General features: G+C 62.7%; 27 protein-coding genes. 13 read left to right on the forward strand and 14 right to left on the reverse strand.

The window, feature by feature from the left end; genetic code table 11:
- Positions 1-146: 146 nt before the first annotated feature.
- The 3 genes from G9463_RS01775 to G9463_RS01785 are packed head-to-tail and all read left to right on the forward strand — an operon-like array spanning position 147 to position 2,788.
- On the forward strand, positions 147-890 hold the full coding sequence (locus G9463_RS01775) for a beta-ketoacyl-ACP reductase (RefSeq protein ID WP_004961317.1): 744 nt from the start codon (positions 147-149) through the stop codon (positions 888-890).
- A gap of 1 nt (position 891) precedes the next feature.
- Positions 892-2,475 carry an acyl-CoA carboxylase subunit beta gene (locus tag G9463_RS01780; protein WP_011223307.1) on the forward strand — a complete coding sequence of 528 codons (1,584 nt, stop codon included), beginning with the start codon at positions 892-894 and terminating at the stop codon, positions 2,473-2,475.
- A gap of 1 nt (position 2,476) precedes the next feature.
- Positions 2,477-2,788 (forward strand): hypothetical protein, encoded by a 312-nt coding sequence (locus G9463_RS01785; protein ID WP_165895809.1) that lies wholly within the window; start codon positions 2,477-2,479, stop codon positions 2,786-2,788.
- Here G9463_RS01785 and G9463_RS01790 read toward each other — a convergent pair.
- On the reverse strand, positions 2,785-2,970 hold the full coding sequence (locus G9463_RS01790; RefSeq protein WP_004961322.1) for a hypothetical protein: 186 nt from the start codon (positions 2,968-2,970) through the stop codon (positions 2,785-2,787). The genes G9463_RS01785 and G9463_RS01790 overlap by 4 nt on opposite strands.
- A gap of 143 nt (positions 2,971-3,113) precedes the next feature.
- Between G9463_RS01790 and G9463_RS01795 the strand changes: the two genes are divergently transcribed.
- The 4 genes from G9463_RS01795 to G9463_RS01810 all read left to right on the forward strand — a co-directional run bounded on the left by G9463_RS01795 (position 3,114) and on the right by G9463_RS01810 (position 6,919).
- A complete protein-coding gene (locus G9463_RS01795; protein ID WP_165895810.1) occupies positions 3,114-4,280 on the forward strand; it encodes an ABC transporter substrate-binding protein in 1,167 nt (388 codons plus the stop codon).
- 218 nt (positions 4,281-4,498) lie between these two features.
- The gene (locus G9463_RS01800; RefSeq protein WP_127013190.1) at positions 4,499-5,326 is read left to right on the forward strand and encodes a hypothetical protein; all 828 of its coding nucleotides are present in this window, start codon (positions 4,499-4,501) and stop codon (positions 5,324-5,326) included.
- A 64-nt stretch (positions 5,327-5,390) separates the two neighbouring features.
- Positions 5,391-6,542 (forward strand): 3-ketoacyl-CoA thiolase, encoded by a 1,152-nt coding sequence (locus G9463_RS01805; RefSeq protein WP_004961328.1) that lies wholly within the window; start codon positions 5,391-5,393, stop codon positions 6,540-6,542.
- Entirely contained in the window at positions 6,539-6,919 is a 381-nt protein-coding gene (locus tag G9463_RS01810) for a Zn-ribbon domain-containing OB-fold protein (protein WP_004961331.1), read from the forward strand. Before G9463_RS01805 ends, G9463_RS01810 begins: the two co-directional genes overlap by 4 nt.
- On the opposite strand, the gene G9463_RS01815 is transcribed toward G9463_RS01810, so the two are convergent.
- The 3 genes from G9463_RS01815 to G9463_RS01825 all read right to left on the reverse strand — a co-directional run bounded on the left by G9463_RS01815 (position 6,920) and on the right by G9463_RS01825 (position 9,723).
- Positions 6,920-8,491 (reverse strand): bifunctional UDP-sugar hydrolase/5'-nucleotidase, encoded by a 1,572-nt coding sequence (locus tag G9463_RS01815; protein ID WP_165895811.1) that lies wholly within the window; start codon positions 8,489-8,491, stop codon positions 6,920-6,922. It abuts the gene before it with no gap.
- 89 nt (positions 8,492-8,580) lie between these two features.
- Positions 8,581-9,060 carry an HTH domain-containing protein gene (locus tag G9463_RS01820; protein ID WP_165895812.1) on the reverse strand — a complete coding sequence of 160 codons (480 nt, stop codon included), beginning with the start codon at positions 9,058-9,060 and terminating at the stop codon, positions 8,581-8,583.
- Between the two features lie 78 nt (positions 9,061-9,138).
- On the reverse strand, positions 9,139-9,723 hold the full coding sequence (locus tag G9463_RS01825) for a hypothetical protein (RefSeq protein WP_165895813.1): 585 nt from the start codon (positions 9,721-9,723) through the stop codon (positions 9,139-9,141).
- A 148-nt stretch (positions 9,724-9,871) separates the two neighbouring features.
- Between G9463_RS01825 and G9463_RS01830 the strand changes: the two genes are divergently transcribed.
- Complete coding sequence (locus G9463_RS01830) at positions 9,872-10,021, forward strand: hypothetical protein (RefSeq protein WP_004961340.1); 150 nt, start codon at positions 9,872-9,874, stop codon at positions 10,019-10,021.
- Between the two features lie 140 nt (positions 10,022-10,161).
- Here G9463_RS01830 and dpsA read toward each other — a convergent pair whose 3' ends face one another.
- Positions 10,162-10,695, reverse strand: a complete 534-nt coding sequence (gene dpsA, locus G9463_RS01835) for a DNA starvation/stationary phase protection protein DpsA (RefSeq protein ID WP_007190374.1) — start codon at positions 10,693-10,695, stop codon at positions 10,162-10,164.
- A gap of 181 nt (positions 10,696-10,876) precedes the next feature.
- Entirely contained in the window at positions 10,877-11,263 is a 387-nt protein-coding gene (locus tag G9463_RS01840) for a hypothetical protein (protein ID WP_127013196.1), read from the reverse strand.
- Between the two features lie 132 nt (positions 11,264-11,395).
- On the opposite strand from G9463_RS01840, the gene acs reads away from it, so the two are divergent.
- Together acs and G9463_RS01850 are read left to right on the forward strand one after the other, a co-directional pair.
- Complete coding sequence (acs, locus tag G9463_RS01845; RefSeq protein ID WP_165895814.1) at positions 11,396-13,501, forward strand: acetate--CoA ligase alpha subunit; 2,106 nt, start codon at positions 11,396-11,398, stop codon at positions 13,499-13,501.
- Positions 13,498-14,574, forward strand: coding sequence for a phosphotransacetylase family protein (locus G9463_RS01850; RefSeq protein ID WP_165895815.1), 1,077 nt, complete (start codon positions 13,498-13,500; stop codon positions 14,572-14,574). Before acs ends, G9463_RS01850 begins: the two co-directional genes overlap by 4 nt.
- A 196-nt stretch (positions 14,575-14,770) precedes the next feature.
- On the opposite strand, the gene bioD is transcribed toward G9463_RS01850, so the two are convergent.
- From bioD to bioB, 4 genes are read right to left on the reverse strand one after another with little or no spacing between them, the layout of a single operon-like run.
- Entirely contained in the window at positions 14,771-15,505 is a 735-nt protein-coding gene (gene bioD, locus G9463_RS01855; RefSeq protein WP_165895816.1) for a dethiobiotin synthase, read from the reverse strand.
- Positions 15,502-16,704, reverse strand: a complete 1,203-nt coding sequence (locus G9463_RS01860; protein WP_165895817.1) for an 8-amino-7-oxononanoate synthase — start codon at positions 16,702-16,704, stop codon at positions 15,502-15,504. Before G9463_RS01860 ends, bioD begins: the two co-directional genes overlap by 4 nt.
- 21 nt (positions 16,705-16,725) lie before the next feature.
- On the reverse strand, positions 16,726-17,853 hold the full coding sequence (locus G9463_RS01865; RefSeq protein WP_011223295.1) for a hypothetical protein: 1,128 nt from the start codon (positions 17,851-17,853) through the stop codon (positions 16,726-16,728).
- Positions 17,854-17,855: 2 nt separating this feature from the next.
- On the reverse strand, positions 17,856-18,971 hold the full coding sequence (gene bioB / locus G9463_RS01870; RefSeq protein WP_165895818.1) for a biotin synthase BioB: 1,116 nt from the start codon (positions 18,969-18,971) through the stop codon (positions 17,856-17,858).
- A 105-nt stretch (positions 18,972-19,076) separates the two neighbouring features.
- Here bioB and G9463_RS01875 point away from each other — a divergent pair, with 105 nt between their 5' ends.
- Positions 19,077-19,892: a heme-copper oxidase subunit III gene (locus G9463_RS01875; protein WP_165895819.1), complete on the forward strand. Its 816-nt coding sequence runs from the start codon at positions 19,077-19,079 to the stop codon at positions 19,890-19,892.
- Positions 19,893-19,914: 22 nt separating this feature from the next.
- Here G9463_RS01875 and G9463_RS01880 read toward each other — a convergent pair whose 3' ends face one another.
- Positions 19,915-20,439 carry a hypothetical protein gene (locus tag G9463_RS01880; protein WP_004961361.1) on the reverse strand — a complete coding sequence of 175 codons (525 nt, stop codon included), beginning with the start codon at positions 20,437-20,439 and terminating at the stop codon, positions 19,915-19,917.
- A gap of 3 nt (positions 20,440-20,442) precedes the next feature.
- Entirely contained in the window at positions 20,443-22,725 is a 2,283-nt protein-coding gene (locus G9463_RS01885; protein WP_165895820.1) for a DUF6789 family protein, read from the reverse strand.
- Between the two features lie 176 nt (positions 22,726-22,901).
- On the opposite strand from G9463_RS01885, the gene coxB reads away from it, so the two are divergent.
- On the forward strand, positions 22,902-23,624 hold the full coding sequence (coxB, locus tag G9463_RS01890) for a cytochrome c oxidase subunit II (protein ID WP_165895821.1): 723 nt from the start codon (positions 22,902-22,904) through the stop codon (positions 23,622-23,624).
- Between the two features lie 22 nt (positions 23,625-23,646).
- Here the strand turns inward: coxB and panB are convergent, their stop codons facing one another.
- Positions 23,647-24,456 carry a 3-methyl-2-oxobutanoate hydroxymethyltransferase gene (panB, locus tag G9463_RS01895; protein ID WP_165895822.1) on the reverse strand — a complete coding sequence of 270 codons (810 nt, stop codon included), beginning with the start codon at positions 24,454-24,456 and terminating at the stop codon, positions 23,647-23,649.
- Positions 24,457-24,553: 97 nt separating this feature from the next.
- Here panB and G9463_RS01900 point away from each other — a divergent pair, with 97 nt between their 5' ends.
- On the forward strand, positions 24,554-24,781 hold the full coding sequence (locus tag G9463_RS01900) for a DUF5822 domain-containing protein (RefSeq protein ID WP_004961369.1): 228 nt from the start codon (positions 24,554-24,556) through the stop codon (positions 24,779-24,781).
- Here the strand turns inward: G9463_RS01900 and G9463_RS01905 are convergent.
- On the reverse strand, positions 24,760-25,302 hold the full coding sequence (locus G9463_RS01905) for an HAD family hydrolase (protein WP_004961371.1): 543 nt from the start codon (positions 25,300-25,302) through the stop codon (positions 24,760-24,762). The two genes, G9463_RS01900 and G9463_RS01905, sit on opposite strands and share 22 nt — an antisense overlap.
- Positions 25,303-25,312: the final 10 nt, after the last annotated feature.

A 25,312-nucleotide genomic window follows, 5' to 3' on the forward strand; every position in this document is an offset into this window, starting at 1 on the left:
ATCCAGCCATCACTTCTCCTGTAACTGGTATATCATTATATTCCAAATCCGGCGTTTAATGTTGTATTAGGAGAACTATTATCTGGCTGTGCTTTGCCAGATTAGGTGATGAGCGTACGAAGCAACAGGGCTCCTATCAATCACAAATGAACCTGGACAATCAAACCTGTGTCGTCACTGGGTCCTCACGCGGTATCGGTCGCGGAATCGCCAAAGACCTCGGTGCTCACGGGGCCAACGTCGTCGTTAACTACCGGTCCTCGGAGGCGGAAGCCCGTGCCGTCGTTGAGGATATCCGCGAACGCGGTGGCACCGCTATCGCGGCGCAGGCCGACGTGGCGAAACTCGATGAGGTCCGGGCGATGCGTGAGAAGGTGGCCGACGAGTTCGGTCCCGCGGACGTGCTCGTCAACAATGCCGGCATCACCATCGACAAAAAGTTCGAGAACATGACCCGCGACGACTGGGAGACGGTGATCGATGTCAACCTCGGCGGCGTGTTCAACGGGACGAAGGCTTTCTATGATGATATTCGTGACGCCGACCACGGCCGACTCATAAACATCTCTAGCGTCGTCGGCCAGCAGGGCAACATCGGGCAGGCCAACTATGCGACGACGAAATCCGGGTTGTTCGGATTTACACGGACGCTTGCGCTCGAACTGGCACACACGGGCTCGACCGCGAACTGCGTCGCGCCGGGCTTTGTCAAGACCGATATGCTAGAGGAGGTGCCCGAACGCGTGCAGGAGAAGATTCTGCGGGAGATTCCGCTCGACCGGTTCGCACGCGTCGAAGACATCGCCGGCATCGTGAGGTTCGTCGCCAGCGAGGAATCGAGCTACATGACAGGACAGGTACTTGGTGTTAACGGCGGGATGGAGTGGTAGGATGAGTCAACAGGAAGAACCAGACGACGAGACTGGGGCGCCTGACGACGCGGTCGAAGAGTTGCGACAGAAACGGGCCGAAGCCGAACTCGGGGGCGGTGAAGCCCGTATCGAATCCCAGCACGAGAAGGGCAAGATGACCGCCCGCGAGCGTATCGATTTCCTCGTCGACGACGGCACGTTCAACGAGGTCGATCCGTTCGTCGAGCACCGGTCGACGAACTTCGGCATGGAGGAGAAGCGCTTCGCCGGCGACGCAGTTGTCACGGGCTACGGTGAGGTCGACGGCCGGAAGGTGTTCCTGTTCGCCCACGACTTCACCGTGCTCGGTGGCTCGGTCGGCGAAGTCGTCGCCGACAAGATCTGCAAGGTGATGGACCGCGCGATCGAAAACGGCGTCCCGGTCATCGGCCTCAACGATTCCGGCGGCGCACGCATTCAGGAAGGCGTTGACTCGCTGGTCGGCTTTGCCAAGATATTCGAGCGCAACACCAAGGCCAGCGGGCTCATCCCCCAGATATCCGCGATTATGGGGCCATGTGCGGGCGGGGCCACCTACAGTCCGGCGCTGACTGACTTCACCTTCATGGTGCAAGACACCAGCCACATGTTCATCACCGGGCCGGACGTCATCGAGACGGTGACCGGCGAACAGGTGTCGAAAGAGGAACTCGGCGGCGCGGGTTCGCACTCTACCAAATCCGGTGTTGCCCACTTCTCGTACCCGTCGGAGGAGGAGGCGCTCGAAAATATCCGGCGGCTCCTGTCGTATCTCCCGGCGAACAACATGGAGGACCCGCCGCGGGTCAAGCCCTGGGACGACCCCGACCGGGAAATTCCCGGCGTGACCGATATTGTCCCGTCAGCACCGCGCAAGCCCTACGACATGACGAAGGTCATCGACGCCATCGTGGACGAAGACTCCTTCTTTGAGGTCCACGGCAACTGGGCGCGCAACGTCGTCGTGGGCTTCTCGCGGATGGACGGCCAGTCGGTCGGCGTCGTCGCCAATCAGCCACGCGTGAGCGCGGGGACACTCGACATCGACGCGGCGGAGAAAGCGGCCCGGTTCGTCCGCTTCTGTGACTCGTTTAATATCCCCATCCTCACGCTCGTCGACGTGCCCGGATTCATGCCCGGCACGGACCAGGAGCACAACGGCATCATCCGGCGGGGCGCGAAGCTCATTTACGCCTACGCCGAGGCGACGGTCCCGCTGCTGTCGGTCGTCGTACGGAAGGCCTACGGCGGCGCGTACATCGTCATGTCCTCGAAGTTCCTGGGCAGCGACGTGAACTACGCCTGGCCCGGTTCGGAGATGGCAGTGCTCGGTCCGCGGGGAGCCGTCAACATTCTCTACCGGAACGAGATCGCGGACGCCGGCGACCCGGATGCCAAGCGTCAGGAACTGATGGACGAGTTCCGCGACGAGTTTGCCAATCCGTACGGGCCGGCGAAACGGGGCTACCTTGACGACGTTATCGAACCGAAAGAGACGCGCAAGCGCCTCATTCAGGACCTCGACCTCCTGCAGCGCAAGCGCGAGGACACACCGCCGAAAGACCACGGCAACATCCCACTGTAACATGGCGACTCACGATACACCACAGCCGGACACGGAGGCGGCGCTGCCCACTGCCAGCGCGGACCCGGACGACCTGTCGCTGTCGATACCGGCGGACGCATCACAGGCAGAAGCAGCGGCTATCACCGCTGCGATCAGCGCTCACCTGACCGACTGCCAGCGGGCTGCTGTGGCCACAGCACAGCGGCAGACGGTCGAATACGTGGACGAGTGGAGGCTCGCCGGACGGCTGGCGAGCGTGGGCAAACGCCGCCCTCCCAGCAACGTCAAGCGAGGCGATGAGTGGAAGGCAGCGGCGCGAGCGCGGTACTAAGAGTCCGTAAACTCCTGCAGTACTTCCAGATCGCGAGTGGTCCGCATGAACTCCGACAGCGACCGCTCGGCCCCACAGTCGTCACAGGCAAACTGTGTCTCCGGGGCCGGGAGGTCGGACACTTGCTCTTCCCAGGCGACTGAACACGCCGGACATTGGAGTTGAAGCCAAGCCTCCTGCATATTTCGTGTGTGGTTAGCACACACGGATATACTTTGTGTGGATTCTCACTGTCAGGGGCTGTGGTGCTGTTTGGTGATCCAGAGTGTTTTTGGCCTGCCTAAATATGAGAAGATTTAAATTGATTAGGCAAGCCTAAAAAGACATGAACCGACGAGAGTATATCGTTGCGGCCGGGGTCGGATTGGCAGGTACCGTCGCTGGCTGTTCGGGTCAGTCCGAGGCCGGGAGCGGTAGTGACGGTGGGGCCGATGAGTCGACGGCGTCCGGGACGACGGCTGCGGAGTCAACTCCGACGGCGACCACCGAAGCGACGGGTTCGAGCTACGCAGTCTCGATGGAGCCGGTCGGCGAGGTCACCTTCGAGTCCGTCCCGGAGGTCTGGGTCGCGAACAACGGGAGCTGGGCAGATATGGGGATTGCGCTTGGCCTCGATGCCCCGGAGGGGGTCTGGCTGCCGTCGCGGTATCACACTCAGTACTACGACGAAATCCCGGGCGTCAGCGTCGACGGGAACTCGATTCAGAAGCTGTGGGGCGACAGCGGTGTCGGCAAGGAGCAGTTCTACGAAATAGATGCCGACATCCACGTCATGGACCCGAACTTCCTGCAGAGCCGCGGGTCCTGGGAGCAGTCTGACATCGACGAAATCGAGTCCCAGGTCGGTCCCTTCTTCGGGAACAGCATCTTCTCGACCGGCTACGAGTGGCACGACTACACCTACTACACGCTGTACGAGGCATTCGAGAAACTCTCCCAGGCGTTCCAGCGGACCGACCGGTTCGAGGCGTTCCAGTCCCTCCACGAAGAGTTCCGGACGAGTCTGGACGACATTGTCCCGGACTCGGAGTCCGACCGGCCGGAGGTGGCCATCATGTGGGCCGGGAGCGACGAGCCGACAAGCTTCTCCCCGTACCTTATCGAGGACGGAACCAGTTTCAAACAGTGGCGGGACCTCGGGGTACGCGATGCCTTCGCGAAGACCGATGTCAGGGACTTCCACGCAGACCGCAGCAAGGTCGACTTCGAGACCCTGCTCGACATCGATCCGGAGTACCTGCTCCTGCGGGGGCAGGAGAACAAAACGCGCTCGGAGTTCGAGGACACGGTCGTCAGCTTCCTCAAATCGGACCAGAGCGGAAGCGAACTGACGGCGGTACAGAACGGGAACGTGTACCGCGGTGGGCCGCTGTACCAAGGACCGATAACGAATCTGGTCCTCACAGAACGGGCCGCGTCGCAGGTGTATGAGGTTGACCGGGAACTGTTCGACCGCCAGCGCGTCGCCGATATCGTCGCCGGAGACCTGTAAGGACCCATGGCCGGAGCAACCCGACTCACTACCGAGGCTGCGGGGGGGCTGGGAGGATGGAGAGACACGGCTCCGGTCGGGCGGCTCTGTGGCTGTGTCGCCATGGCTGGCATTGAGCACGCAGTAAGCGGAGCCGTCGACGCGTATCGGCGCGCGACTAAACACACCGTCACCGATGTACCGGGTTTCGGACCGACGCCGAGACAGACACTGTAGCAATGGTTGGACGCACACTCGCAGACATCCGTGACAGGCTCTCTGAGCTCAGCGTCGCTATCGGGCCGTATCGCGTTGTCAGCGCCAAAACGGGCACGCCGCCGTTCCCGGTGTCGGGTATGCAGTTCCCGGACCGCGAGACGGCTGCCGAAGCGGCCAGCGTAGCGACTGCCTACCGAAGTGCCCTGCGTCGATACGACCCACGTGTCACCGTTCACGGCCTCATCGTCTGTGAAGCGCCGTGGGGGACCGATGCCGTCAGGACCGCCCCGTCGTCCCTTCCGGAGTACTGTCACACGGTCGCCGGGTCGCTGTTCGAAGTGCTGTCGGGTCGCCATCGCTCCGTCGAGCAGGCAGTTATCGACAGCTATCTCGAAGCGGCCGAGGAAACCGAGAACCGCGAGCGCCTCTGTCTGGCGATGCTCGAAAGCATGGCCACGGCGATCGCCGACAATCTCGACCCGGAAGTACAGGCGGACACCCTCCGAGAAGCCGCCGGGCAATTGCCGCGAAAGCCAAGCGGACCCGAGCCGGTTCGGGACGCCATCGCCGACCTCGAAACAGCGGGGTTAGTTGACGAGGCAGCAATCGAACCCGCAGCCGTCGGCCCTGGCCGCTGTGCCAGATATATCACATTACAGAACTATCGCCCGACGCTGTCGGACCTTCGCTGTCCGGTGTTGCCGATTGCCGTCGAACTACTGCGCCGGACGAGTATCACGCCACAAATGGCACAAGCGGAGCGAACTGCGGATGGCTGGCGACTGCTCGTCTCACTGGCCGGTGACCAACCCGCCGAGGGGCTATCTGTCGTCACGACGACTGCTTGAACATTCCACTCGTTCTATAGGTCAGACCGTAATACATACACGAGACCCCTGTGACGGCACAGGTATGGGAGTCGCAGTAATCGGCGCGTCAATGACGAAATTCGGGCAACGCGACGTCTGGATCCGTGAGTTGCTCTCGCAGGCGGGCGAGGAGTGTCTCACGGACGCCGGCGTCGCGCCCGACGACGTAGAGCACCTGTACGTCTCGAACATGGCCAGTGGTGAGTTCGAAGGCCAGACGGGAATTATGAATCTGCTGGCCCACGACCTGGGGGTGCTTCCGGCCTACAGCGAACGGGTTGACCAGACCTCTTCCTCGGGTGGGGCCGGCATCTACGAGGCCTGGCAGTCAGTCGCCAGCGGGGCCAGTGAGATGACGCTGCTGGTCGGCGGCGAAAAGATGACCCACAAGACGACGGGCCAGGCGACAGACATCATCGCCTCGATCACCCACCCCGACGAGTACAAACACGGCGTGACGCTCCCGTCCTTTGCCGGGATGACCGCCCGGCACTATCTGGAGCGCTTCGACGCCCCCCGGGAGTCACTCGCCCGGGTCGCGGTCAAGAACCACAGAAACGGCGTGGACAACCCCAAGGCGCAGTTCCAGAAGGAAATCACGATGGAGAAAGCGCTTGAGTCGCCCATCATCGCAGACCCATTGCGGCTGTATGACTTCTGTCCGATTACGGACGGCAGCGCCGCGCTCATGTTCACGACGGAGGAGCGGGCCAAGGAGATAACCGACGAGTACGCGCTGGTTTCCGGTATCGGCGGGGCGACCGACACCCACGTCGTCCACGAGCGCGACGACCCGACAATCATGGGCGGGGTCGTCGAGTCGAGCAAACAGGCCTACGAGATGGCCGGCCTCGGCCCCAACGACCTCGACGTGGCTGAACTGCATGATATGTTCACCATTCTGGAGTTCCTCCAGTTGGAGGGTATCGGTGTCGCCGACCAGGGAACGGCCTGGGAGATGGCGATGGACGGTGCGACGGCCAAGGACGGCGAGTTGCCGATCAACACCTCCGGCGGGCTCAAATCGAAGGGGCATCCGCTGGGGGCAAGCGGCGTCGCGCAGGGCGTCGAAATCTACGAACAGCTCGTCGGCGAAGCCGGGCCGCGACAGGTCGAGGCCGACACCGCACTGGCGTGTAACGTCGGCGGGTTCGGAAACTGTGTCATCACCACCATCATGGAGGCCGCAGAATGACGCTGGAAGCAGGTATGTGTTCGAACGGTCACGTCTCGTACCCCACGCATCCGCTGTGTCCTGAGTGTGGCGAGCCACAGGAAGAGAGCTTCGACCTCTCGGACCGGACCGGCGAAGTCGTCACCTGGACTCACTCGACAGCGACGCCGCCGGGTGTCCGCGAGCCCAACACACTCGCTATCGTGGAGTTCGATGTAACGGACATCGACGACGCGAGCGACGAGTTTGTTCGCGCACTCGGGCAGGTGACCACCGATGAGGTCGAAACCGGTGACACGGTCGAACCCGTCTACATCGAGGAACTCCGCGACCCCGACGCGGGTATCAAAGTGCCCGAGAGTCAGGACTGGGACGGCTACCGCTGGGACCCGGTCTGATCAGTTCTCCTCGCTCTGCCTGGTGATGCGGCCCTCCGTCGTCGGCGAAATCGTCCCCTGTTCTTCGATGGTGTTGATGATGAGGTCCGAGAGGAGCGCCCCCTCGTTCGAGGAGACGAGGACGGTCGCATCACTGAGCATATCGTAGCCGTCGCCGCCGCCGGAGACGAAATCGTTCGTCGCAAGCGTGTACGTCGCGTCCGGGTCGATTGGGTCGCCACCGGCAGTCGCGTCGACGATTCGGTCGCCGCTCTCCGCGGTGGGGTCGTACGTGTACGTGATACCGCTCACCTGCGGGAACCGGCCAGCCCCCGCCTCGACGCGGCTCACCCCGTTTTCCAGCGCCGCAAGCAGCGTCTCGCCGGTGACTTCCAGCTCGACTACGTTGTTCGGGAACGGCAGGATGTCGACGACGACACGCCGCGTGATCGCTACCGGGTCATCCTCACTTGCGTCTTCGAAATAGAGCCTGTCTGTCCGAATCCCGCCGCCGTTCATTAGCGCTGTGTCCGCTTCGACGTCAGTGCGGATGGTGTCGGCGACGAAGTTCCCCATGTTCGACTCGCGCGCTCGGACGACAGACTGCCGGGTGTCAAGCGGCTGGGTGGTCTCGCCGATGACCACGTCCAGTTGCCGTTCCAGTTGCGTCTCGTAGTGGTCCTGAACGAGACTGACAAACGGGTCCGTTCCGGCCGAAGATTCGCCGACGTTGTGGAGGACGAACTCGTGGTCTGTGACGCCGGACCCGTCAATACCGAGCGCCAACTCCCCGAGGTACTCGTACTCGTCGCCGACGAACGAGAGGACGGTGTCGTTGATGACTTCCGGTTCTTCGAGTAGCGACGCGGCATGGTCCCCGATGATAGCGTCGACGCCATCGACCTCCTCGGCGACAGTTCGAGCGGTTTCACTCGCGAGATGGGAGAGCACGATAACTGCGTCAGCGCCGTCGGCCCGCATCCGTTCTGTTACGTTCTGCAGCGCCGATGCCGGCGCAAGTACGTCGGTGTTCTCTCCGATAGAGGTGACTTCGGGGGCCTCCGGCGTAATGAGGCCGGTAACTCCGAGCGTCACGTCCCCAACATCTGTGAGGACGTACTGCTGGGCGCCTTGCTCGGCGGCGAAAACCGACCCATCTTCGCGGACATTCGCGCTGACCCAGGTGAAGAGACTGTCAGACACGCGCTCGCGGAGGACCTCTGGCCCCATGTCGAAATCGTGGTTGCCGAACGTATCGAAGTCCAGCCCGCCGGCGTTGAACGTCGAGACGACGTGGCGTCCGTCGAACACTGCCGACAGGACTGACGATGCAAGGTCGTCACCGTTGCCGACCCTGAGTGTGGTGTCGGCGTCTTCGGTGATTTCGTTCATCAGCCCGAAGTAGCGGGCGACGCTCAATTCCCCTGCAGAGGCGTTGGCAAACCGTCCGTGGACGTGGGTGTCATGCAGGAACGTGACAGTGGTTCCGTCCGTCTGGAGCGCGCCGCTGGCGGTCGTCGAGCCGATTGCGAGGCTGCCGAGGACAGACGCACCCGTCCCGAGTACATCACGACGTGTCACCTGTTCTGTCATACGAATGTGTAGTACTACGAACAGAACTTTATAATTCGTGTCGCGGCAATGGTGGTAGCCGGCCAGAACAGCAACGGAACGGACGAGAGCTACACGGTCGAGACAGTCGTCGAACCGGTGTCCGGGAGGGTTCCCGTCTCACCGAGTTCCGCGATACATTCCTCGACTGATTCCGTCCGGCCCGCGTCGGCAAAGGGGGCCACCTGCACGAGATTGTCGTCCTCGTAGACCGCGAGACAGACGGCCGGCATGACGAGCTCTCGGCGTTTCTCGCCTGTCGTCGAACTGTAACAGAGCCGGGTGTCGAAAAACGGCGCGAGACAGACACCGGACTCGCGGGCCCAGTCCGCGAACTCGTTGTACAGGTCCCGTTCGATCCCGTTACCGGGGCCCTGCAGCGGAACGCGTTTCTCCCATTCCACCGTTTCGATGTCGTCGAGGACGCCGCGGCACACCAGCTCTTGTAGCTCACATTTGATAGCGGTACAACGTTTCTGTGATGGCGCAGGGAGGTCAGACCGGACGAACAGGGTCGCCCGACGACCGCCCGGAGCGGTAGAGCTGGACATCGGTACTCATACCTGTACCTGTGCAATAATAAATCATTATGTTTGTAGAAGTATATTTTTACACCACACTAGAACTCGTTACTCCTCGCCGTTTCCGTCTCCGTTTTCGGTACCTGTGTCGTCCCCGTCTGGGCCCTCGATATCGTCCTTTATCGACCGCAGTTCGGCATCTACGTCAACAGGAACGTCAGTAACTTCATCAGGGTCGACCGCCTCACTCACTTCAGATTCAGCGGCTAACCTTTCCCGGATCTGACCGCGTAATTGTTGGGCTTCCTGAATGAGTTCGCGGGCTTCCTCATCTTCCGGCGTCCCCTCCACAGCCTGCTGAAGGTCTGTCAACGCACCGTCGAGGCGGGAGAGCGTGGCCCGGCTCAGGTCACTCGCACGCTGTCGCACCTCACCCGAGGCGGAGCCCGTCGATGTCGGCCGCCCCTCGGCCATCCGGAGGGCTCGCCGGAGTAGCTTCAGTGCCTCGATGTTGCTCTTCAACACGAGAATGACCGCGGGGATAGTTACATCGCTGGTGAACCGGAGGAGTTCGCCCGGTGTCGGCGGCCGCGGAAGACCACTGTCGGTCGTGGGCTCGACCTCCGTCTCCAGGTCCTGTAGCGTCGTAACGAGATCCGTAATCAGGGCGGTAAGGTCGTCGTCCGAGCTCATACCACTCTCTTGTCGCCTCAGGTACTAAAGGCCGCGCTGTGTCGGCGATAGATTCCGAGCCATTTCTGCCCTCGATGCAGGGGCTGGCGTCCGTAGATGATTAGGCCAACCAAAATCCTTTTAGCTTTAGGGGTACCTAACTCTGATAATGCCATCACAGACGGACGATGTCGAGACCTCCGAGGACCGCCCGGACGTTGCAGCACTGGACAGCGGTGCTGACAGAACCGTGTTTACTGAAGACGGGAACCGAGACGGCTGGATTTCGACTGACGTAACCGTTGACCTCAGACGGTAGTTCGTCCGCCCCCGCATTGCGTTTCTCTTTCCTCCGAGTCTACACTGTTTTCTGCTGGAACGGTTCACACCACGCTATACACCTGAGCTAGGTAATGACTAGCCGGCGAAAGAAACTGAGAGAGAAAGCCTTGTGCCGAGTTAGTCCAGCACGAGCGTGTCGTCTTCGAGGTAGTGCTCGATGTGGTGGGCGTCTTCCTCGGTCTGGACGATGATTTCTCGGAGGATCTGGGCCGTGGCGTGGTCACCGAGGTTCTCCGCGAGGTCGATGTGGTCACGGAGCGACTCGATGATGTCGCCGTACATCTCGAGGTCGTTTTCGAGTGATGTCCGGATGTCGTACACGTCCTGTCCTTCCGGCTCTACCGACGCGTGCTCCTCCTGTGCCTTGCCGCTGGAGATGGGCGTGCCACCGAGGGCCTGTGCTCGCTCTGCGAGCTCGTCGGCTGCCTCTTCGGCGTGTCCGGCAGCGTCGCCGAGGAACAGGTGGAGGTCACGGAACTCGGCACCCTCGACGTTCCAGTGGTGCTTCTTGACCTGATGATACAGCGTGTACGTGTCCGCCAGGTCCTGATTCAGCGCGTTGATTACCTGCTCGGACTTCTCCTTGTCGAGGCGGAGTTCGTTCTCTTCGACATTCCCGAACTCGCGTCGGACGTGCTCTTGTGTTGCCATAGTCATCTTATTGTACAGGTGGAAGCCACTTAAAGATTGTTTTGTGAAAATATGTTTTCGGGAACCCAAAAATTATATTCTCAGATGGAAGGGCTGGTTACCTGAACTGAAATATTATCCGCTGATCACAACTGTCGCTTTAGTCTGGGCGCTGCACTTGAGATAACCGGGAATATATCTACTATGACGACGGCCGGGAAACAACGAGCGCAACGGCGTTTTCGTCGATAGTGCTGCTGTCAACCGCTGTTTCGCGGAGGACTTGCTCCTGATGGACTGCGACGACCGCGGCAAGCAGGTAGTCATCGAGTCCGAGATGCGCGCCGTACTCCTCCCAGACGGTCTCCCTGACAGCCATGAAGAACGTCTCAGGCGTGCGGTGTAGCACCGCATCGTCGAATCGCTTTCGCCACTCGTAAACGAGGTCCTCGACGCCCGGATTCTCACGCATCGTTCGCTGGTGGTCGGCGAGCGCGGATCGCAACTGTTCTTCGTCGACGCTGTTCGTTCCCGCGACGCCACGGACCACGTCGTCGTCGAACGGTGCTAGGAGTGCAGTGTCATTCATCGGACGCCGGTACGGGGGTGACAAACAAAAACACCGTCACACCGAAATCGCGGTAATGAATCGTCTAGATTCCCGCTCGCCGGGAGTTCCCCACACATATATTCGGGCCCACCGTAACCACCGAGTAGAGGCATGGGACGATTATCGACGTTGTTTGCGCCGGAACGTGTCGCAGTGGTCGGGGCGACCGATTCGGAGGGATCCGTCGGTCACGCGGTCACCACGAACCTGCTCGATTCGTTTACAGGGGAGGTCGTGGCCGTGAACCCGAACAAAGAGACAGTACTTGGATTGCCGTGTTACGACAACCTCGCCGGCCTGGACGACCCCGGGTCGGTCGACGTTGCCGTCGTCGTCGTGCCGCCGACGGTGGCGGTCGAGGTCATCGAGAACGCCGGGGAAGCGGGTATCGAAAACGTCGTCGTCATCACCGCTGGCTTCGGTGAGACTGGCAGTGATGGGGCCGAACGTGAAAAGCGGCTCCGGGAGGCGGCCAGTGAATACGACCTGAATCTGGTCGGCCCGAACAGCCTCGGCGTGATGTCGACCCCCGTCGGGCTCAACGCCACTTTCGGCAATGAGATGGCCAGCGACGGCGACATCTCCTTTATGAGCCAGTCGGGCGCGTTCATCACCGCCGTGCTGGACTGGGCCGCCGAGCGCGATGTCGGCTTCAAGGACATTGTCTCGCTCGGGAACAAAGCAGTACTCGACGAGAGTGATTTCGTCGCTGAGTGGGGTGACGACCCTGATACTGATGTCATTCTGGGCTATCTTGAGGACATCAATGATGGGTCCTCGTTCGTACAGACGGCTCGTGAGGTGACACAGGAGACGCCGATTGTGCTTGTCAAGTCCGGCCGCACGGACGCGGGTGCGAGCGCGGCCGCCTCCCACACCGGTGCGATGGCCGGGTCGGAGCGGGCCTACGAGGCAGGCCTCGACAAGGCCGGAACGCTCCGCGTTGAATCTGTGCAGGAACTGTTCGACTACGCGCAGATTCTCGCCGGCCAGCCGCTCCCGGATGGAGACGAAATCGCCATCGTCACAAACGCCGGCGGTCCCGGCGTGATGACGACCGACGCCGTCGGCGACTCGGACCTGCAACTCGCGCAGTTCGGCGACGAGACGTTCTCCCGACTCCGCGAAGAGATGCCTGATGAGGCCAACATCTACAACCCGGTCGACATTATCGGCGATGCTCCCGCCGAGCGCTTCGAGACAGCCCTCGAAACAGTCCTTGCGGACGACAACGTTTCGATGGCCGTCGTCGTCGCCTGTCCGACCGCAGTGCTTTCCTTCGAGGAACTCTCGGAACGCGTCGTCGAACAGCAAGAGCGGTTCGGGAAACCGGTCGCGGCGACGCTGATGGGCGGGAAGTCGGTTGACGCTGGTGCGAACGTCCTGAGCGAAGCGGGCGTGCCGAACTACTTCGACCCGGCCCGCGCGGTCGGCAGTCTGGGCGCGCTCAAGCGCTACCGAGAAATCAAAGCGACGGAGTACGAGGAACCGACGACGTTCGACGTGGACCGCGAGCGGGCCCGCGAGATACTCGAATCCGGCGCCCGGCGCGGGTCGAACCGGCTCGGCGTGGAAGCGATGGAACTGCTTGACGCGTACGGGATTCCGACACCACAGGGTGATGTCGTCTCCTCGCCCGTCGAAGCGGAGGCTGTCGCCGAGGAAATCGGCGACGACGTGGTGATGAAAATCGTCAGTCCGGACATCCTGCATAAGTCCGACATCGGCGGCGTCGAGGTCGCTGTCCCCGTCGAGGAAGTTCGCGACACCTACGAGGACCTCGTCGTCAGGGCACGCAACTATCAGGAAGACGCGACGATTCTCGGCGTTCAGGTACAGGAGATGGTCGACCTCGACAACGGCGTCGAGACGATTCTCGGGATGAACCGCGACCCGCAGTTCGGACCGTTGCTGTTGTTCGGTCTCGGCGGAATTTTCGTCGAGGTGCTCGAAGACAACACTGTCAGTGTCGCTCCTGTCAGCGAGACCGAGGCGAAAGGGATGCTCGATGACATCGACTCTGCGCCGCTGTTACGCGGTGCTCGGGGCCGCGACCCCGTCGACGAGGCCACGCTCGTCGAGACAATCCAGCGGCTCTCGCAACTCGTCACTGACTTCCCCGCGATCGTGGAACTGGACATCAACCCCCTCGTCGCGACGCCCGACGGGGTGCAGGCGGTCGACCTGCGACTCACCCTCGACCAGGAGAAACTATGACCGACACGAACACGCTACTCGTCACATCACTGGAGGAAGGTATCGGCAAGACGGCAATCACGCTCGCGCTAGCGACACGAGCCCACGACGCGGGCTACGATGTCGGCTACATGAAGCCCAAGGGGACGCGTCTGCGGAGTGCGGTCGGCAAGACGCGGGACGAGGACCCGATGCTCGCCCGCGAGCTACTCGATCTGGAGACCGACCTCCACGACATGGAGCCCATCGTCTACTCGCCGACGTTCATTCAGGAAGCCATCCGCGGGCGTGAGGACCCGGATGACCTCCGTGAGCGACTGCAAGAGGGCATCGAGACGTGTTCGGACGGAACCGATATGCTCCTCGTCGAGGGGAGCAGTGACCTGGCGACTGGCAGTATCGTCGACCTCACAGACATCGATATCGCGGAGTTGCTCGACGCCCGTGTGCTGTTAGTCACCGGCTACGACACGCCCAGTGACACGGACGAAATTCTGTCGGCGGCCGAAGCGATCGGTGATCGACTGGACGGCGTCCTGTTCAACGGCGTCACCGACGCGACGGTCGACGAACTCGCCGACGACGTGGTCCCGTTCCTCGAAGGCGAGGACATCCCAGTCCACGGCATTCTGCCGCGTGACCGTTCGCTCGCCGGTGTCACGGTTGCTGACCTCGCCCGGAACCTCGGCGCGGACATCCTCACTGGTGATGCCAACACCGACGTCCACGTCGAGCGGTTCAGCGTCGGCGCAATGAGCGGGAGCAGCGCGCTCGAACGCTTCCGGCGGACACGCGATGCCGTCGTCGTCACCGGTGGCGACCGCTCGGAGGTCCAGACGGCGGCCCTCGAAGCGTCTGGTATCAACGCATTACTCCTCACTGGTGGGTTCCAGCCCGCCAGTGCGGTCATCGGACAGGCGGCTGAGAAAAACGTCCCAGTGCTGTCAGTCCAGTCAGACACGCGGACGACGATAGACAGAGTTGAGGAAGTGCTCCGAACCGGGCAGACTCGGAACGAGGCAACAGTCGACCGTATGCGGACGCTACTGGACGACGGCGTCGACGTCGAGTCGCTGTTGTCAGTTGACCTCTAGCACCGTCGTTTCGGCTGGGCGTTAGCCCGTTCCTAACGGAACATGGCCCGGTGCTGAGGGGAAATCTCCAGATGAAACGTGCCTTACTATTTTAGTGATCGGTAGTCAATCAACAGATGGAGCCTTACTGGCTCCGTAGTGTCACACGACGGGGGTTTGCCCCCGTTCTATCCCCTTTGTGCTGACACACCGACAGCTACTGCTCGATAGCTGGCCGCAGAACCGATTGTTGGAGATGCGCTCTGAGTCCGTCAATTACGCTCTCAGGTGACTCGATGTCAAGGGGTGGCACCGGCCAGACAGTGCAGTCGGTCATCCGTTCGATACCGTCCGGATTCGTGCGCTCAGCGGTCGTTTCGCCTTCGTACTCGTTGAGAACGACACCGACGACTGGCACGCCTCGTTGCCGGAGCGCCTGAACCGTCAGCGCCGTGTGATTGAGCGTTCCGAGGCCCGAACGGGCGACGACCAGCGCAGGAAGCCCGATATCCGCAACGAGATCGATGACCTCTCGGTCGTCCGCGAGCGGGACGCGCAGGCCGCCGATACCCTCGACAATAGCTGTCTCGCTTCCCGCCACGACATCGGCGACCCCGTCGCGGATCGACTCGTAGGAAAGCGTGACATCGTCGTCTGCTTCCCGTGCGGCCACTTCTGGAGCCAGCGGTGGCGATAACCGCTGCAGACAGACTGCGGCGTCCGCCGTGCCACAGACGGACTCGACAAACGCCGCGTCGTCGTCCGGCGGATATCCGGTCTGGCAGGGCTTAACGGCGACAGCCTCGGTTCCTGTCTCCCGCAGCCAGCCCGTCAGCCCGGCGGTCACGACCGTCTTGCCGACGCCGGTGTCGGTCCCGACAACGAAGACACCGTCCTCGGCGATGCGGCCGGTCCCACGCACGGGTCTCGAATCATTGCTCGTCTCGCTCACAGCACGCCCACCTCTGTGCCGGCAGTCCGGAAGGCGTCGAGACACTGCGCGATGTCGTCGGCGGTGTGTGTCGCCATCGGTGCAACCCGGATGCGGGACGTTCCTTCTGGCACTGTTGGCGGTCGAATCGCAGGCGCGACGATACCGTGGTCGCGCAGGCGGTCGGCCAGTTCGAGGGCGTCACCACGGTCACCGACGATGACCGGGAGGATATGTGTCTCGCCAAGCACCTCGTAGCCCATTGTCTCCAGCCCGTCCCGAAGCGTTGCCACGGTATCCCAGAGTTCCGCCGCGCGGTCGGTCTTGCGAGCGATTCGCAATGCCTCGCAGGCTGCGGCGGCGTTCGGTGGGGATAGCCCGGTCGAGAAGACGAACGACCGCGCGGCGTTCAGCAGATACTCGATGAGCACCTCGTCACCGGCGATGTAGCCGCCCTGGCTCGCCAGCGCTTTCGAGAGCGTCCCCAGTTGGATGTCGACACGGTGACTCAGCCCCTCACGTTGCACGACGCCACCGCCGCTGTCACCGAACAGCCCCGTCGCGTGCGCCTCGTCGACCATCAGCCACGCGCCGTACTCGTCGACGGCGTCACAGATGGCCGATAGCGGCGCGATGTCTCCGTCCATCGAGAACACGGAGTCGGTGACCACGAGCCACTGTTCGTCCTCATCGACATCGGCTGCTCGCGTGGCCAGTTTCGCTCGCAAGTCGTCCGGGTCACAGTGGTCGTAGACGACTGTCTCGCTGGCCCCGACGCGACAGCCGTCGATAATTGAGGCGTGGTTCAGCTCGTCCGAAAAGACGACATCCGGGGCCAGCGCGTCGATAGTCCCGATGTTGGCCGCGTAGCCCGACGAGAACACCAGAGCCCGCTCGGTCCCTTTCGAGGCCGCGAGGTCGCGCTCCAGCGCCCGGTGGACTTGCGTGTCACCGGTGACGAGCCGCGAGGCCCCCGCGCCGCTCCCAACGGTTCGTGCGCCCAGTTCGGCCGCTCGCTGGACTCGGCTGTCATCGGCGAGTCCGAGGTAGTTGTTCGCGGCGAAAACGACTTCCTCGTCGCCGAACTCCGGTGGGTCTCCTTTAGGGTCATCGGCAAAGCGGGTCCGCGCCGACACGGATTCGGCGACTTCCAGATGGCGCCGGAGGTTCTGTGCGTCGCGCTGTTCGAGTCGCTCGTTCAAATCGAAGCCGTGAGTCATGAAGCGTAGAGTCAGGCAGTCTCAGAAACCAGGCATCAGGTCGGCGGGGCCGAACACGCCGTAGTGCCCGGCGCGGTTGTTCCGGACACCGGCTTTCAGATAGCCCAGTGCTGGCCCGTTGACGTTGGCCTCCATACTCGTCGCGTCATCGAGTTCGAAGGTGTTCGTTCCCGTCTCGCCGTCGAATGTCGTGCCCGTCACGCTGACCGTCGTCGTGGTCGGTTTCTCGTCCGAGCGCACGTCGAGGACGCCGCCGACGTGGACGTCCTCGGCATCGCAGATGCCCGCACGCTCCAGCAACACGTCGTCGGCGTGTTCCATGTCGTGGAACTCCAGCACGCCGTCGTGCTCGTCGATGAGCGCCTCGATTTCGGCTTCGCTCATCTCGCGGGCCGTCTCGATGTCGTAGCCGTCGAGGTGCGCGATGTCTTCCCGGACCGTCCCGCGGTTGTCTTCGTAACCGGACTTGAGGCCGACGCCCCACCAGATTTCGACTTCCTCGACCTCAACGAATGACTGGGCGGCCAGCGCCGCCGCCCCCGTCAGGAAGCCGGGGGTCGCGCCAGCCCCACAGACGAACGTGATTCCGGACTCTTTCAGCAGGTCTTCGCGGTCATCGAGCATGCCGATGACGCGGGAGCGTTTGAGCACGTCAATCATGACGCCCTCGTAGTCAGCCTCGGCGAAGCGCTCGGCCACACGCGGGATGAAGTCGTGTTCCAGGTTCGGCAGCGCCAGCAGAACGGCGTTGATGGCGTCGCTCTCGGCGATAATGTCGTCGATGGGCGTTTCCGTCGGCTCGCCCTGCGAACTGGCGACGATGCCGGCCTGCTCGCCGTGCTGTTTGACGCCGTCGGCTGTTTCCGCCGTGGCTGTGCCGCCGTCGGCGGCCATATCCGGGTCGTCCTCCGGCCCGCTGTCTCGCGGTTCATCACCGCTCGACTGTTCCGGGCCGCTTTGCGGCCCGCTCGCGATGTTGCCTTCCGTCGCCTCCAGCAGTTCGTCTACGTCGAGGCCATCGTGGTCGAGAGCCACGCCGTTGCGGTCACAGGCCGCGACGGCGGTGAGGCCGTCCTTGTGCTGTGAGACTTCGAGCGTCCGCCGTCCGATTCCACCGGTTCCAAGCACTGCAAAGCGTATGTCGTCCATTGTCAGTCGTCGGATTTGAGCTCTGATTTGGTCTGTGCTGTCCCTGCCGCCGTCTCGGTTTCTGTCTCGTCAGCCGCGCGTTCTTTGACCGCCTCGGGGTCGAACTCGTTGGCCTCGGTGTTCGGCTCGAGTCCGGCCTCCTCCATGATTTCGAGGTCGTCGGCTGCCGTCTGTCCCTCTGTTGTGAGGTAATCGCCAGTGAGGATGCCGTCCGCACCGGCCTCCAGCGCGGCCACCTGTCCGTCCGTGTCGAGATTGACCTCGCGCCCGCCGGTCAGGCGCACGCGGGACTCTGGATGGAGCAGGCGGTACACCGCGATGGTCTTGACGACTTCCTCGGTCGTGATGTCGGGCAGCCCCTGTTCGGCCATGGGGGTGCCAGCGACCGGATTTAGGATGTTCACCGGAAGCGAGGAGATGCCGATGTCCTGCAGGGCCATTGCCGCGTCGACCCTGTCGGTCGGTGATTCGCCCATCCCGAGGATGACGCCGGCACAGAGGTCCATGCCGGCGTCCTTGGCGACCCGGAGCGTCTCGACCCGCTTCTCGAAGGTATGGGTCTGGACGACCTTCGGGAAGTACCGGGGTGAGGTCTCGATGTTGTGATTGTAGTGGTTGAGTCCCTCGTCGGCCAGAATCGCGGCCTCCTCCTCCGTGAGGATGCCGAGACTGGCGTCGACCTCCACGTCCGTCTCGTCGCGGACGAGACGGATGGCTTCGAGGACCTCCGCCCACTCCTCAGGTCGATTCTCTTTCGAGACGCCTTTCTCGGCGACGACGATACCGAACCGCTGTGCGCCGTCGCGTTCGGCGCGCTTTGCGGCTTCGAGTATCTTCTCCGGGCCGAGAAAGCCGTAGTTGTCGATGCCGGTGTCGAAATGGACCGACTGGGCACAGAAGCCACAGTCTTCCGCACAGTTCCCGGCTTTGGCGTTTACGATCGAACACGCGTCGACGGTGTCATCACCCAGTTGCGTGCGCACGTAGTCGGCCCCGGCCGCGAGGTCGTCGACCGGCTGTGCGATGAGAGCCAGTCCGTCCCGTCGGTTGAGGCGCTCGCCGTCCAGCACGCGTGCGACGGCATCATCTACCGTTTGGTTGCCCGTCTCGTAAACCACATTCTCGGTGTCGGTTGACGGTTTGATAAAGATTCGGGTGGGTCTCGCAGCCGACGCGCTAATCGCGGGGGTACCGTTTTACCGAACCCACTGCTACGCGTTCACATGGCTGGTTCGACGGAGGCGGGAACCGAACACGTCGCCGAAGACGGCCACGAACACCGAAGCCGGTGGCCGCTGCTAGCTGCAGTCGGCGCTGCGTCGCTGTACCTGAGTATCGGGCTGGTCTTTGTCGGGCTCGATCTGGTCCCGTCTGTGGTCCCGATTGTCCTCGGTGGTGCTGGTGCGATTGGCCTGCTGACTGGACTTGCCGGGTGGGCTAACGAGGCGTTCATCGCGGAGTACCTGCAGCGGGGTGAGGGGAAGGCGGCAGAACTGTACACCACGACGATGATTCTGTTCCTCGTCTCCGACGTAGCGACGTTCGCCGCCGGTTTCATCTACTACGCCGTCATCCGGGCCGGAGCCTGGCCGCCGGCTCACCTCCCGCCGCTGCTTGGCTCGCTGGTGGTCATCAACACGGCGCTGCTGCTCGCCAGCAGCGTGACGCTCCACTACGGGCACGAGGCGCTTGAAGGCGGGGACCGGCGACGGTTCCTCGGTCTGCTCGGGGTGACACTCGCGCTCGGGGTCGTCTTCCTCGGTGGGCAAGTGTACGAGTACTACGAGTTCGTTGCCGTGGAGGGATTCGGCATCGGTTCGGGGGCGTTCGGGAGCGCGTTCTACGGCCTCACGGGCCTCCACGGTCTGCACGTCGCGCTCGGCGTCCTGCTGCTCGCTATCGCCTTCGGGCGCGCGCTCCGTGGCCATTACGCGCCCGAACGGGACACGGCTATCCGGACCACGTCGCTGTACTGGCACTTCGTCGACCTCGTGTGGCTGTTCCTCGTCGTCGTGCTGTACGTCGGCGCTGCGCTCTGACCATGCTCTGAGCGCGAGACCGCTACTCTGACCGGCCGGCCCGCTGTTCCAGTCGCACCAGCCGCCGGTACAGTGGCGGGGCCAGAACGCCGAGGAATCCGAGTGCAATGGCGAACACTCCAAGCGGGAACTGTAGTGGTGCGGCCGCGAAGCAGGTGTTCTCCGCGACGAGGGTCACGTAGTACTGTTCACCCTCGTAGGTAACGATGGCCCCGCGCCGGAAGGCGTCGGCGTTGGGCACGCTACCGACGACCTGCTGCTCACCAACTGGGTCGTCCACAGCCGTCAGAAACGCCGTCTGTTCGGCCGAGGAGAGGTCCTCGAAGGCTACCTGTGGGAGCCGCGGTCCCGGTTCGGCTCCGCTGAACCGCTCGGCCGTCCGCTCCGGCCCTTCGACGCCGATAGTCGGGTTTCCGCAGTTCTCCAGGTCCGGCTCAATGAGCGCGTAGCCGCCGGGCACGGCTCCGGCGATACCGACCGCGACGAGCAGGACGCCAACGAAGGGCGCGAGATACTGGAAGACGAACGAGTCAGCACCATCGCTCATCCGTTAGCTTCCTCCTCCGCCGCGGCTGCGGAGCGTCTCGTCCGATTTGAGGTACTGGAAGGTCACGGTTAGCCCAATGCCGTACGCCCAGTGAGAGACAAGCACGAACGTGAGGTACCCGATGAACGTAAGCCCGCTCTGGCCGGTGTAAAACGCGATGGCGAACCCGCTAGATATCAGTGTCGCAAACACCAGCCCGGTCTCGAACAGGAGGCGACCGGGGAGATAGTCCGAAAAGGCAAGGAACAGGAGCGGCCAGGTGACGGTCCCGCCAACGAGGAACAGGGCCGCGCCGATTGCCGGATTTGCGGGCAGCCCGACCAGTTCAGCGATTTCACCGAACGAAACCGGGTCGAGGACGCCAATGAGTATCGCCGTGATGAGTCCGCCGCTCATCAGGACCGTGCCGACGAACCCGCCGACTGCGGCCATCCAGGCGTTCCGAGAGACCGTCTGGGCGACGGTGCCGACGCCGCCGGCCAGCCCGGTCGGTTCGGCTTCGGGGGCGTAGGAGCGCCGTGTCGTCTCGGGCTCCGTCGGCTCCATGTCGTATTTGTCCATCATGTGCTGTTCGAACCACTGCCACTCGCGGGTGAACTGGCTCGTCGCCTTCAGGCCCCACGGGTCTGTCGTCGTCACGGGCGTCCCCCGCCAGTACGAGACAAGCATGTTATACAGCCATAACAAGGCGCTCAGGCCGATGATGTAGCCGCCCACGGTCGCAATCTGTTGGGCAAGCTGATACTCCGGCGGGTAGATCGCCTGCCGTCGCGGGAGCCCCAGCCCGCCGATGACCAGCAACGTCATGAACGTCACGAACGAGCCAAAGACGATCAACAGCGCCTGAAACCGTGCCATCCGCGTGTCGTACCACCGGCCAGTGATGAGCGGATACCAGTAGTAGCTCGCGGCGATCATCAGGAACGGGATGATACCGACGACGATGAGATGGAAGTGGCCGACGACGTAGTACGTCCCGTGATAGAGGATATCAACCGGGATGACGGCGAGGAACACGCCGGTGACGCCACCGATTATGAACGTCCCGATGCCGCCGGCACAGAGCATAAACGGCGCAGTCAGGCGGATATTCCCCTCCCACATCGTCGTGATCCAGTTGAACACCTTGATCGCGCTCGGAACGGCGATGGCGATGGAAACCGCCATGAACGACAGTTTGACCCGCGGGTCCGCACTCGTCGTGAACATATGATGCGCCCAGACGCCAAAGGAGAGCACGCCAAGCCCCAGTGTCGAGTAGACGATGAACTGGTAGCCAAAGAGCTTTCGCCCGACGAACTTCGGTAAAATAAGACTCATCAGCCCCGTCGCCGGAAGGAAGAGGATGTACACCTCCGGGTGGCCCCAGAACCAGAACAGGTGTTGCCAGAGGATGGCACCGCCACCCTCCGTGGCGAAAAAGGCCGTTCCGAGGTTCCGGTCTAGCAGGAGCATCACGAGCGCGCTCCCCAGCAGTGGAAAGGCGAACAGTGCAATCCCGCTCGTGACGAGCATATTCCACGAGAAGATGTCGAGGTTCGCCCAACTGACACCCTCACCGCGCTCGTAGACGATTGTGGTGATGAAGTTGATGGCCCCGACTGTCGTGGCGATGCCGCTCAGGTGTAACCCGAGCAACAGCAGGTCTATCTGTGGATTGGGCTGTTGCACAGACAGTGGCGCATACAGCGTCCAGCCGACGCTCACCTCGCGCATCGTGAGAAAAAACCGGATAGCGTCCGCCGGGAGCACCAGATTCAGCACCTGTCCGAGCACCTGCATCATCAGTCCCATTCGGACCAGAATCAGCGCCGGCGGCAGGAGCCAGAAGCCAATAGCGTTGACGCGGGGGAACGCCATGTCGTCGGCCCCGATGAGCAACGGCAAGACGTAGTTCCCGATGCCGAAAAACACGGGCAGGACAAAGAATATCAGCATCGTCAGCCCGTGCGTGGTAAACAGCGCGTTGTACGTCTCCGGCGTCCAGATGTCCGCCGGCGGCGTCAGCAGTTCCGTCCGGAGCATCATCGCGTCGACACCGCCCCATAGGCCGGCGGCGGTGCCGAAAAAGATATACAGCAAGCCGATGTCCCGGTGATCCGTCGTCGTCAGCCAGCGGGACAGTTCAGACTGGATTCGACCGATTTCGAATTCGACCTCCTCCCGCGTCGTGTAGCCGCCATCGCTCTCCGGTCGCGCCTTCCGTTGCTCCCGGACCCACAGGAAAAGCACTGCCAGGGCCAGCACAGCGAGAGCGGTTCCCTCAACGATAGCCCTGTTTAGCATCTGTGTGTGACGTGCCGTGCCGGAACGGTTGCTCGTGTCGCCATGCTATACGTTACCAATTTCTGACACGCCCACGCTCATAAAACCACACGGAGACCCGGATCTTGCGGCGATCGCCTCTCAGTTAACGCAACGTTGGGCAAGTTATTTGACATGGCGATTGGTACAGTGTGACAATGCGTCTCCGAAGGCGCGTGCTTCAGGCGGGCCTTGTCGTGGTCGGGCTCTCGCTACTTGCTGCTCCGGTCACAGCGCAGTCGGTCAACAGGGCTGCTATCGACGACCTCAACGAACAACTCCTGTACGTCGCCCTGCCACTGACGCTATTCGTGGAACTCACGCTTGTGTACGTGATCTACCGGTTCCGAAACAACGACGACCCGAAGCCGACTGTTGACGACCCGGCGCTAGAGGTGACCTGGACGGCCGCGACGGGCGCGATACTCGTCTTCGTCGGTGTTTCGGCGTTCGTGGTGATGGCCAATCCCTACATCACGCCCGCAGCAGCCGAGGCATCCGCCGACGGGGACGACGCGTTCGCGAACGATACGGAGATAGACGTCCTCGCCTACCAGTGGGGGTGGGAGTTCTCCTACGGCGAGGCCAACGTTACGACAGAGGAACGGCTCGTTCTTCCGGCCGACAAGAACGTCACGTTCAGGCTGCGGACAACAGATGTGATTCACGCCATCTACATTCCGCAACTGGGCGTCAAACAGGACATCTTCCCCGGCCGGACGATGACAGCCCGGACCCACGCCACCGAACCCGGCGAGTACCGACTGTACTGCGCCGAGATGTGTGGGGCCGGACACAGTAAGATGGACGCCACCGTCGTCGTCAAGAACCAGTCCGGGTACGACGCCTGGATGGAAAATCAGACGACTGCAGCCGGGTAGGTCGACATACCGATGTGACCGCTCAGTACAGGTCGTCGAGTTCGTCTTCGGTGTGGCTGTGTGACTCGCGCGGGAACTCGCCGGACTCAACGGCGTCGATGTACTCGTCTACAGCGTCGGCCACCTCACCGCGAACGTCGCCGAACTGCTCGGCGAACGGCGGGCTGGACTCCGAGAGGCCGACCACGTCGGTGAAAACGAGCACCTGACCGTCGCAGTCACCGCCGGCCCCAATACCGATTGTCGGGATATCAACGGCCTCGGTGACCTTGGCCGCGAGGTTGGCTGGGATGTGTTCGAGCACCAGCGCGAACGCGCCGGCGGCCTCGTGCTCTCGCGCGAGGTCGAGGATTTCCTCGGCCTCCTCACGGCCCGTCGCCTGTCTCGTGTAGCCGGTCTGGTTCACGCTCTGTGGCGTGAGCCCGAGGTGGGCCATTGTTGGGATTCCGAGCTCGGTCAGCCGCTCGGTCAGTTCGACTGTATGTGGTCCAGATTCGAGCTTGATCGCGTTTGCGCCCTCTTTTTTCAGCATTCGCCCACAGTTCTGGATGCTCTCGCTTTCGTCCGCGCCGAAGGAGAGAAACGGCATATCGGCGACGACCAGCGCGTCGTCCGCGCCGCGTGCGACCGCGCCGACCCGGGAGGCCATCTCATCGAGCGTGACCGGGAGCGTGTCGTCGTGGCCGAGCACGGCGTTCCCCATGCTGTCGCCGACAAGAATGACGTCCACGCCGGTGTCGTCAACGATGCTCGCGGTAACGGCGTCGTACGCTGTCAGCATCGTGATCGGCTCCTCACCAGCCATCGCCTGCAGGTCCCGGACAGTTGGCATATCCGAGCGGGGGCGCGCCTGGGCCTTACCTGTTCGGGTTGCGCACTTCGCCCGGGAAACCGCAAGGCGCTTGCCGCACCTGGCTGTACCATCAGACGTGCCAACAGTCGAGAAAACGGACCCCGACGGCGTGGACTTCGGGTGGGTGATGCAGGTCACGTTCGTGACGACGATTCTGGTCGGCTCGCCGCTCGTCGTGCTCGCGTCGACCGCGGTCACGCTCCAGACTTGGACCGCGCGAGCGCTGTTCGCGGTCCGCGTCGGCGCACTCATCTGGTTCCTGACGGCCGTCTGCGTCTATCTTTACGCGCGGTACCGGGCCTGATCGAACTCGCTTGCCCACTCGAACGTCATCCCGGCCCGCTGTGCAGCCGTCGCATCGCTCTCCGAATCGCCGACGAACACCGTCGCTTCGGGATCAACGCCGATTTCATCGGTAATCGCTAGTAGTCCCTCCGGGTCTGGTTTCGGTGACTCGACGGTGTCACGGCCGACAACCGGACCGACGTAGCTGTCGAGGTCATGCACATCCAGCGCCGCCCGACACGCCTCCTCTGCGTTGAGCGAGCACACGCCGACGGGGACGCTGTGTGGGAGCCCCTCGGCGAGGGCCAGTCGGTCTGACTCATGCGCACCGGTCCGCTCGTGGTCGGTGATCGCCGCTTCGACGGCGTCACGGTGGCCAGTCTCCGAAGACAGCGTCAGCATCTCCCAGAGGTCACGGCTCTCGGGCTCGACGTTTCGTTCGCGCAGGACCGTCGCCACGTCGCTGGTCACTGTGTCCCAGTCGACGGCCAGCCTGACGAGCGTCCCGTCAAGGTCGTAAATCACAGCGTCGTGTGTCACACCAAGCGGT

This window comes from Haloarcula sp. JP-Z28, from assembly GCF_011440255.1.
Classification (GTDB): domain Archaea; phylum Halobacteriota; class Halobacteria; order Halobacteriales; family Haloarculaceae; genus Haloarcula; species Haloarcula marismortui.

What these genes read in the sequence shown, in the direction of transcription:
- G9463_RS01780 (WP_011223307.1), top strand. Translation starts at nt 892, where the DNA reads ATGAGTCAACAGGAAGAACCAGACGACGAGACTGGGGCGCCTGACGAC.
- G9463_RS01885 (WP_165895820.1), bottom strand. Translation starts at nt 22,725, where the DNA reads ATGCTAAACAGGGCTATCGTTGAGGGAACCGCTCTCGCTGTGCTGGCC.
- G9463_RS01800 (WP_127013190.1), top strand. Translation starts at nt 4,499, where the DNA reads ATGGTTGGACGCACACTCGCAGACATCCGTGACAGGCTCTCTGAGCTC.
- G9463_RS01785 (WP_165895809.1), top strand. Translation starts at nt 2,477, where the DNA reads ATGGCGACTCACGATACACCACAGCCGGACACGGAGGCGGCGCTGCCC.
- G9463_RS01775 (WP_004961317.1), top strand. Translation starts at nt 147, where the DNA reads ATGAACCTGGACAATCAAACCTGTGTCGTCACTGGGTCCTCACGCGGT.
- panB (WP_165895822.1), bottom strand. Translation starts at nt 24,456, where the DNA reads ATGCCAACTGTCCGGGACCTGCAGGCGATGGCTGGTGAGGAGCCGATC.
- G9463_RS01850 (WP_165895815.1), top strand. Translation starts at nt 13,498, where the DNA reads ATGACCGACACGAACACGCTACTCGTCACATCACTGGAGGAAGGTATC.
- G9463_RS01815 (WP_165895811.1), bottom strand. Translation starts at nt 8,491, where the DNA reads ATGACAGAACAGGTGACACGTCGTGATGTACTCGGGACGGGTGCGTCT.
- G9463_RS01810 (WP_004961331.1), top strand. Translation starts at nt 6,539, where the DNA reads ATGACGCTGGAAGCAGGTATGTGTTCGAACGGTCACGTCTCGTACCCC.
- G9463_RS01795 (WP_165895810.1), top strand. Translation starts at nt 3,114, where the DNA reads ATGAACCGACGAGAGTATATCGTTGCGGCCGGGGTCGGATTGGCAGGT.
- G9463_RS01875 (WP_165895819.1), top strand. Translation starts at nt 19,077, where the DNA reads ATGGCTGGTTCGACGGAGGCGGGAACCGAACACGTCGCCGAAGACGGC.
- acs (WP_165895814.1), top strand. Translation starts at nt 11,396, where the DNA reads ATGGGACGATTATCGACGTTGTTTGCGCCGGAACGTGTCGCAGTGGTC.
- coxB (WP_165895821.1), top strand. Translation starts at nt 22,902, where the DNA reads ATGCGTCTCCGAAGGCGCGTGCTTCAGGCGGGCCTTGTCGTGGTCGGG.
- G9463_RS01790 (WP_004961322.1), bottom strand. Translation starts at nt 2,970, where the DNA reads ATGCAGGAGGCTTGGCTTCAACTCCAATGTCCGGCGTGTTCAGTCGCC.
- G9463_RS01865 (WP_011223295.1), bottom strand. Translation starts at nt 17,853, where the DNA reads ATGGACGACATACGCTTTGCAGTGCTTGGAACCGGTGGAATCGGACGG.
- G9463_RS01805 (WP_004961328.1), top strand. Translation starts at nt 5,391, where the DNA reads ATGGGAGTCGCAGTAATCGGCGCGTCAATGACGAAATTCGGGCAACGC.
- G9463_RS01820 (WP_165895812.1), bottom strand. Translation starts at nt 9,060, where the DNA reads ATGTCCAGCTCTACCGCTCCGGGCGGTCGTCGGGCGACCCTGTTCGTC.
- G9463_RS01860 (WP_165895817.1), bottom strand. Translation starts at nt 16,704, where the DNA reads ATGACTCACGGCTTCGATTTGAACGAGCGACTCGAACAGCGCGACGCA.
- G9463_RS01880 (WP_004961361.1), bottom strand. Translation starts at nt 20,439, where the DNA reads ATGAGCGATGGTGCTGACTCGTTCGTCTTCCAGTATCTCGCGCCCTTC.
- G9463_RS01825 (WP_165895813.1), bottom strand. Translation starts at nt 9,723, where the DNA reads ATGAGCTCGGACGACGACCTTACCGCCCTGATTACGGATCTCGTTACG.
- G9463_RS01830 (WP_004961340.1), top strand. Translation starts at nt 9,872, where the DNA reads ATGCCATCACAGACGGACGATGTCGAGACCTCCGAGGACCGCCCGGAC.
- G9463_RS01840 (WP_127013196.1), bottom strand. Translation starts at nt 11,263, where the DNA reads ATGAATGACACTGCACTCCTAGCACCGTTCGACGACGACGTGGTCCGT.
- dpsA (WP_007190374.1), bottom strand. Translation starts at nt 10,695, where the DNA reads ATGGCAACACAAGAGCACGTCCGACGCGAGTTCGGGAATGTCGAAGAG.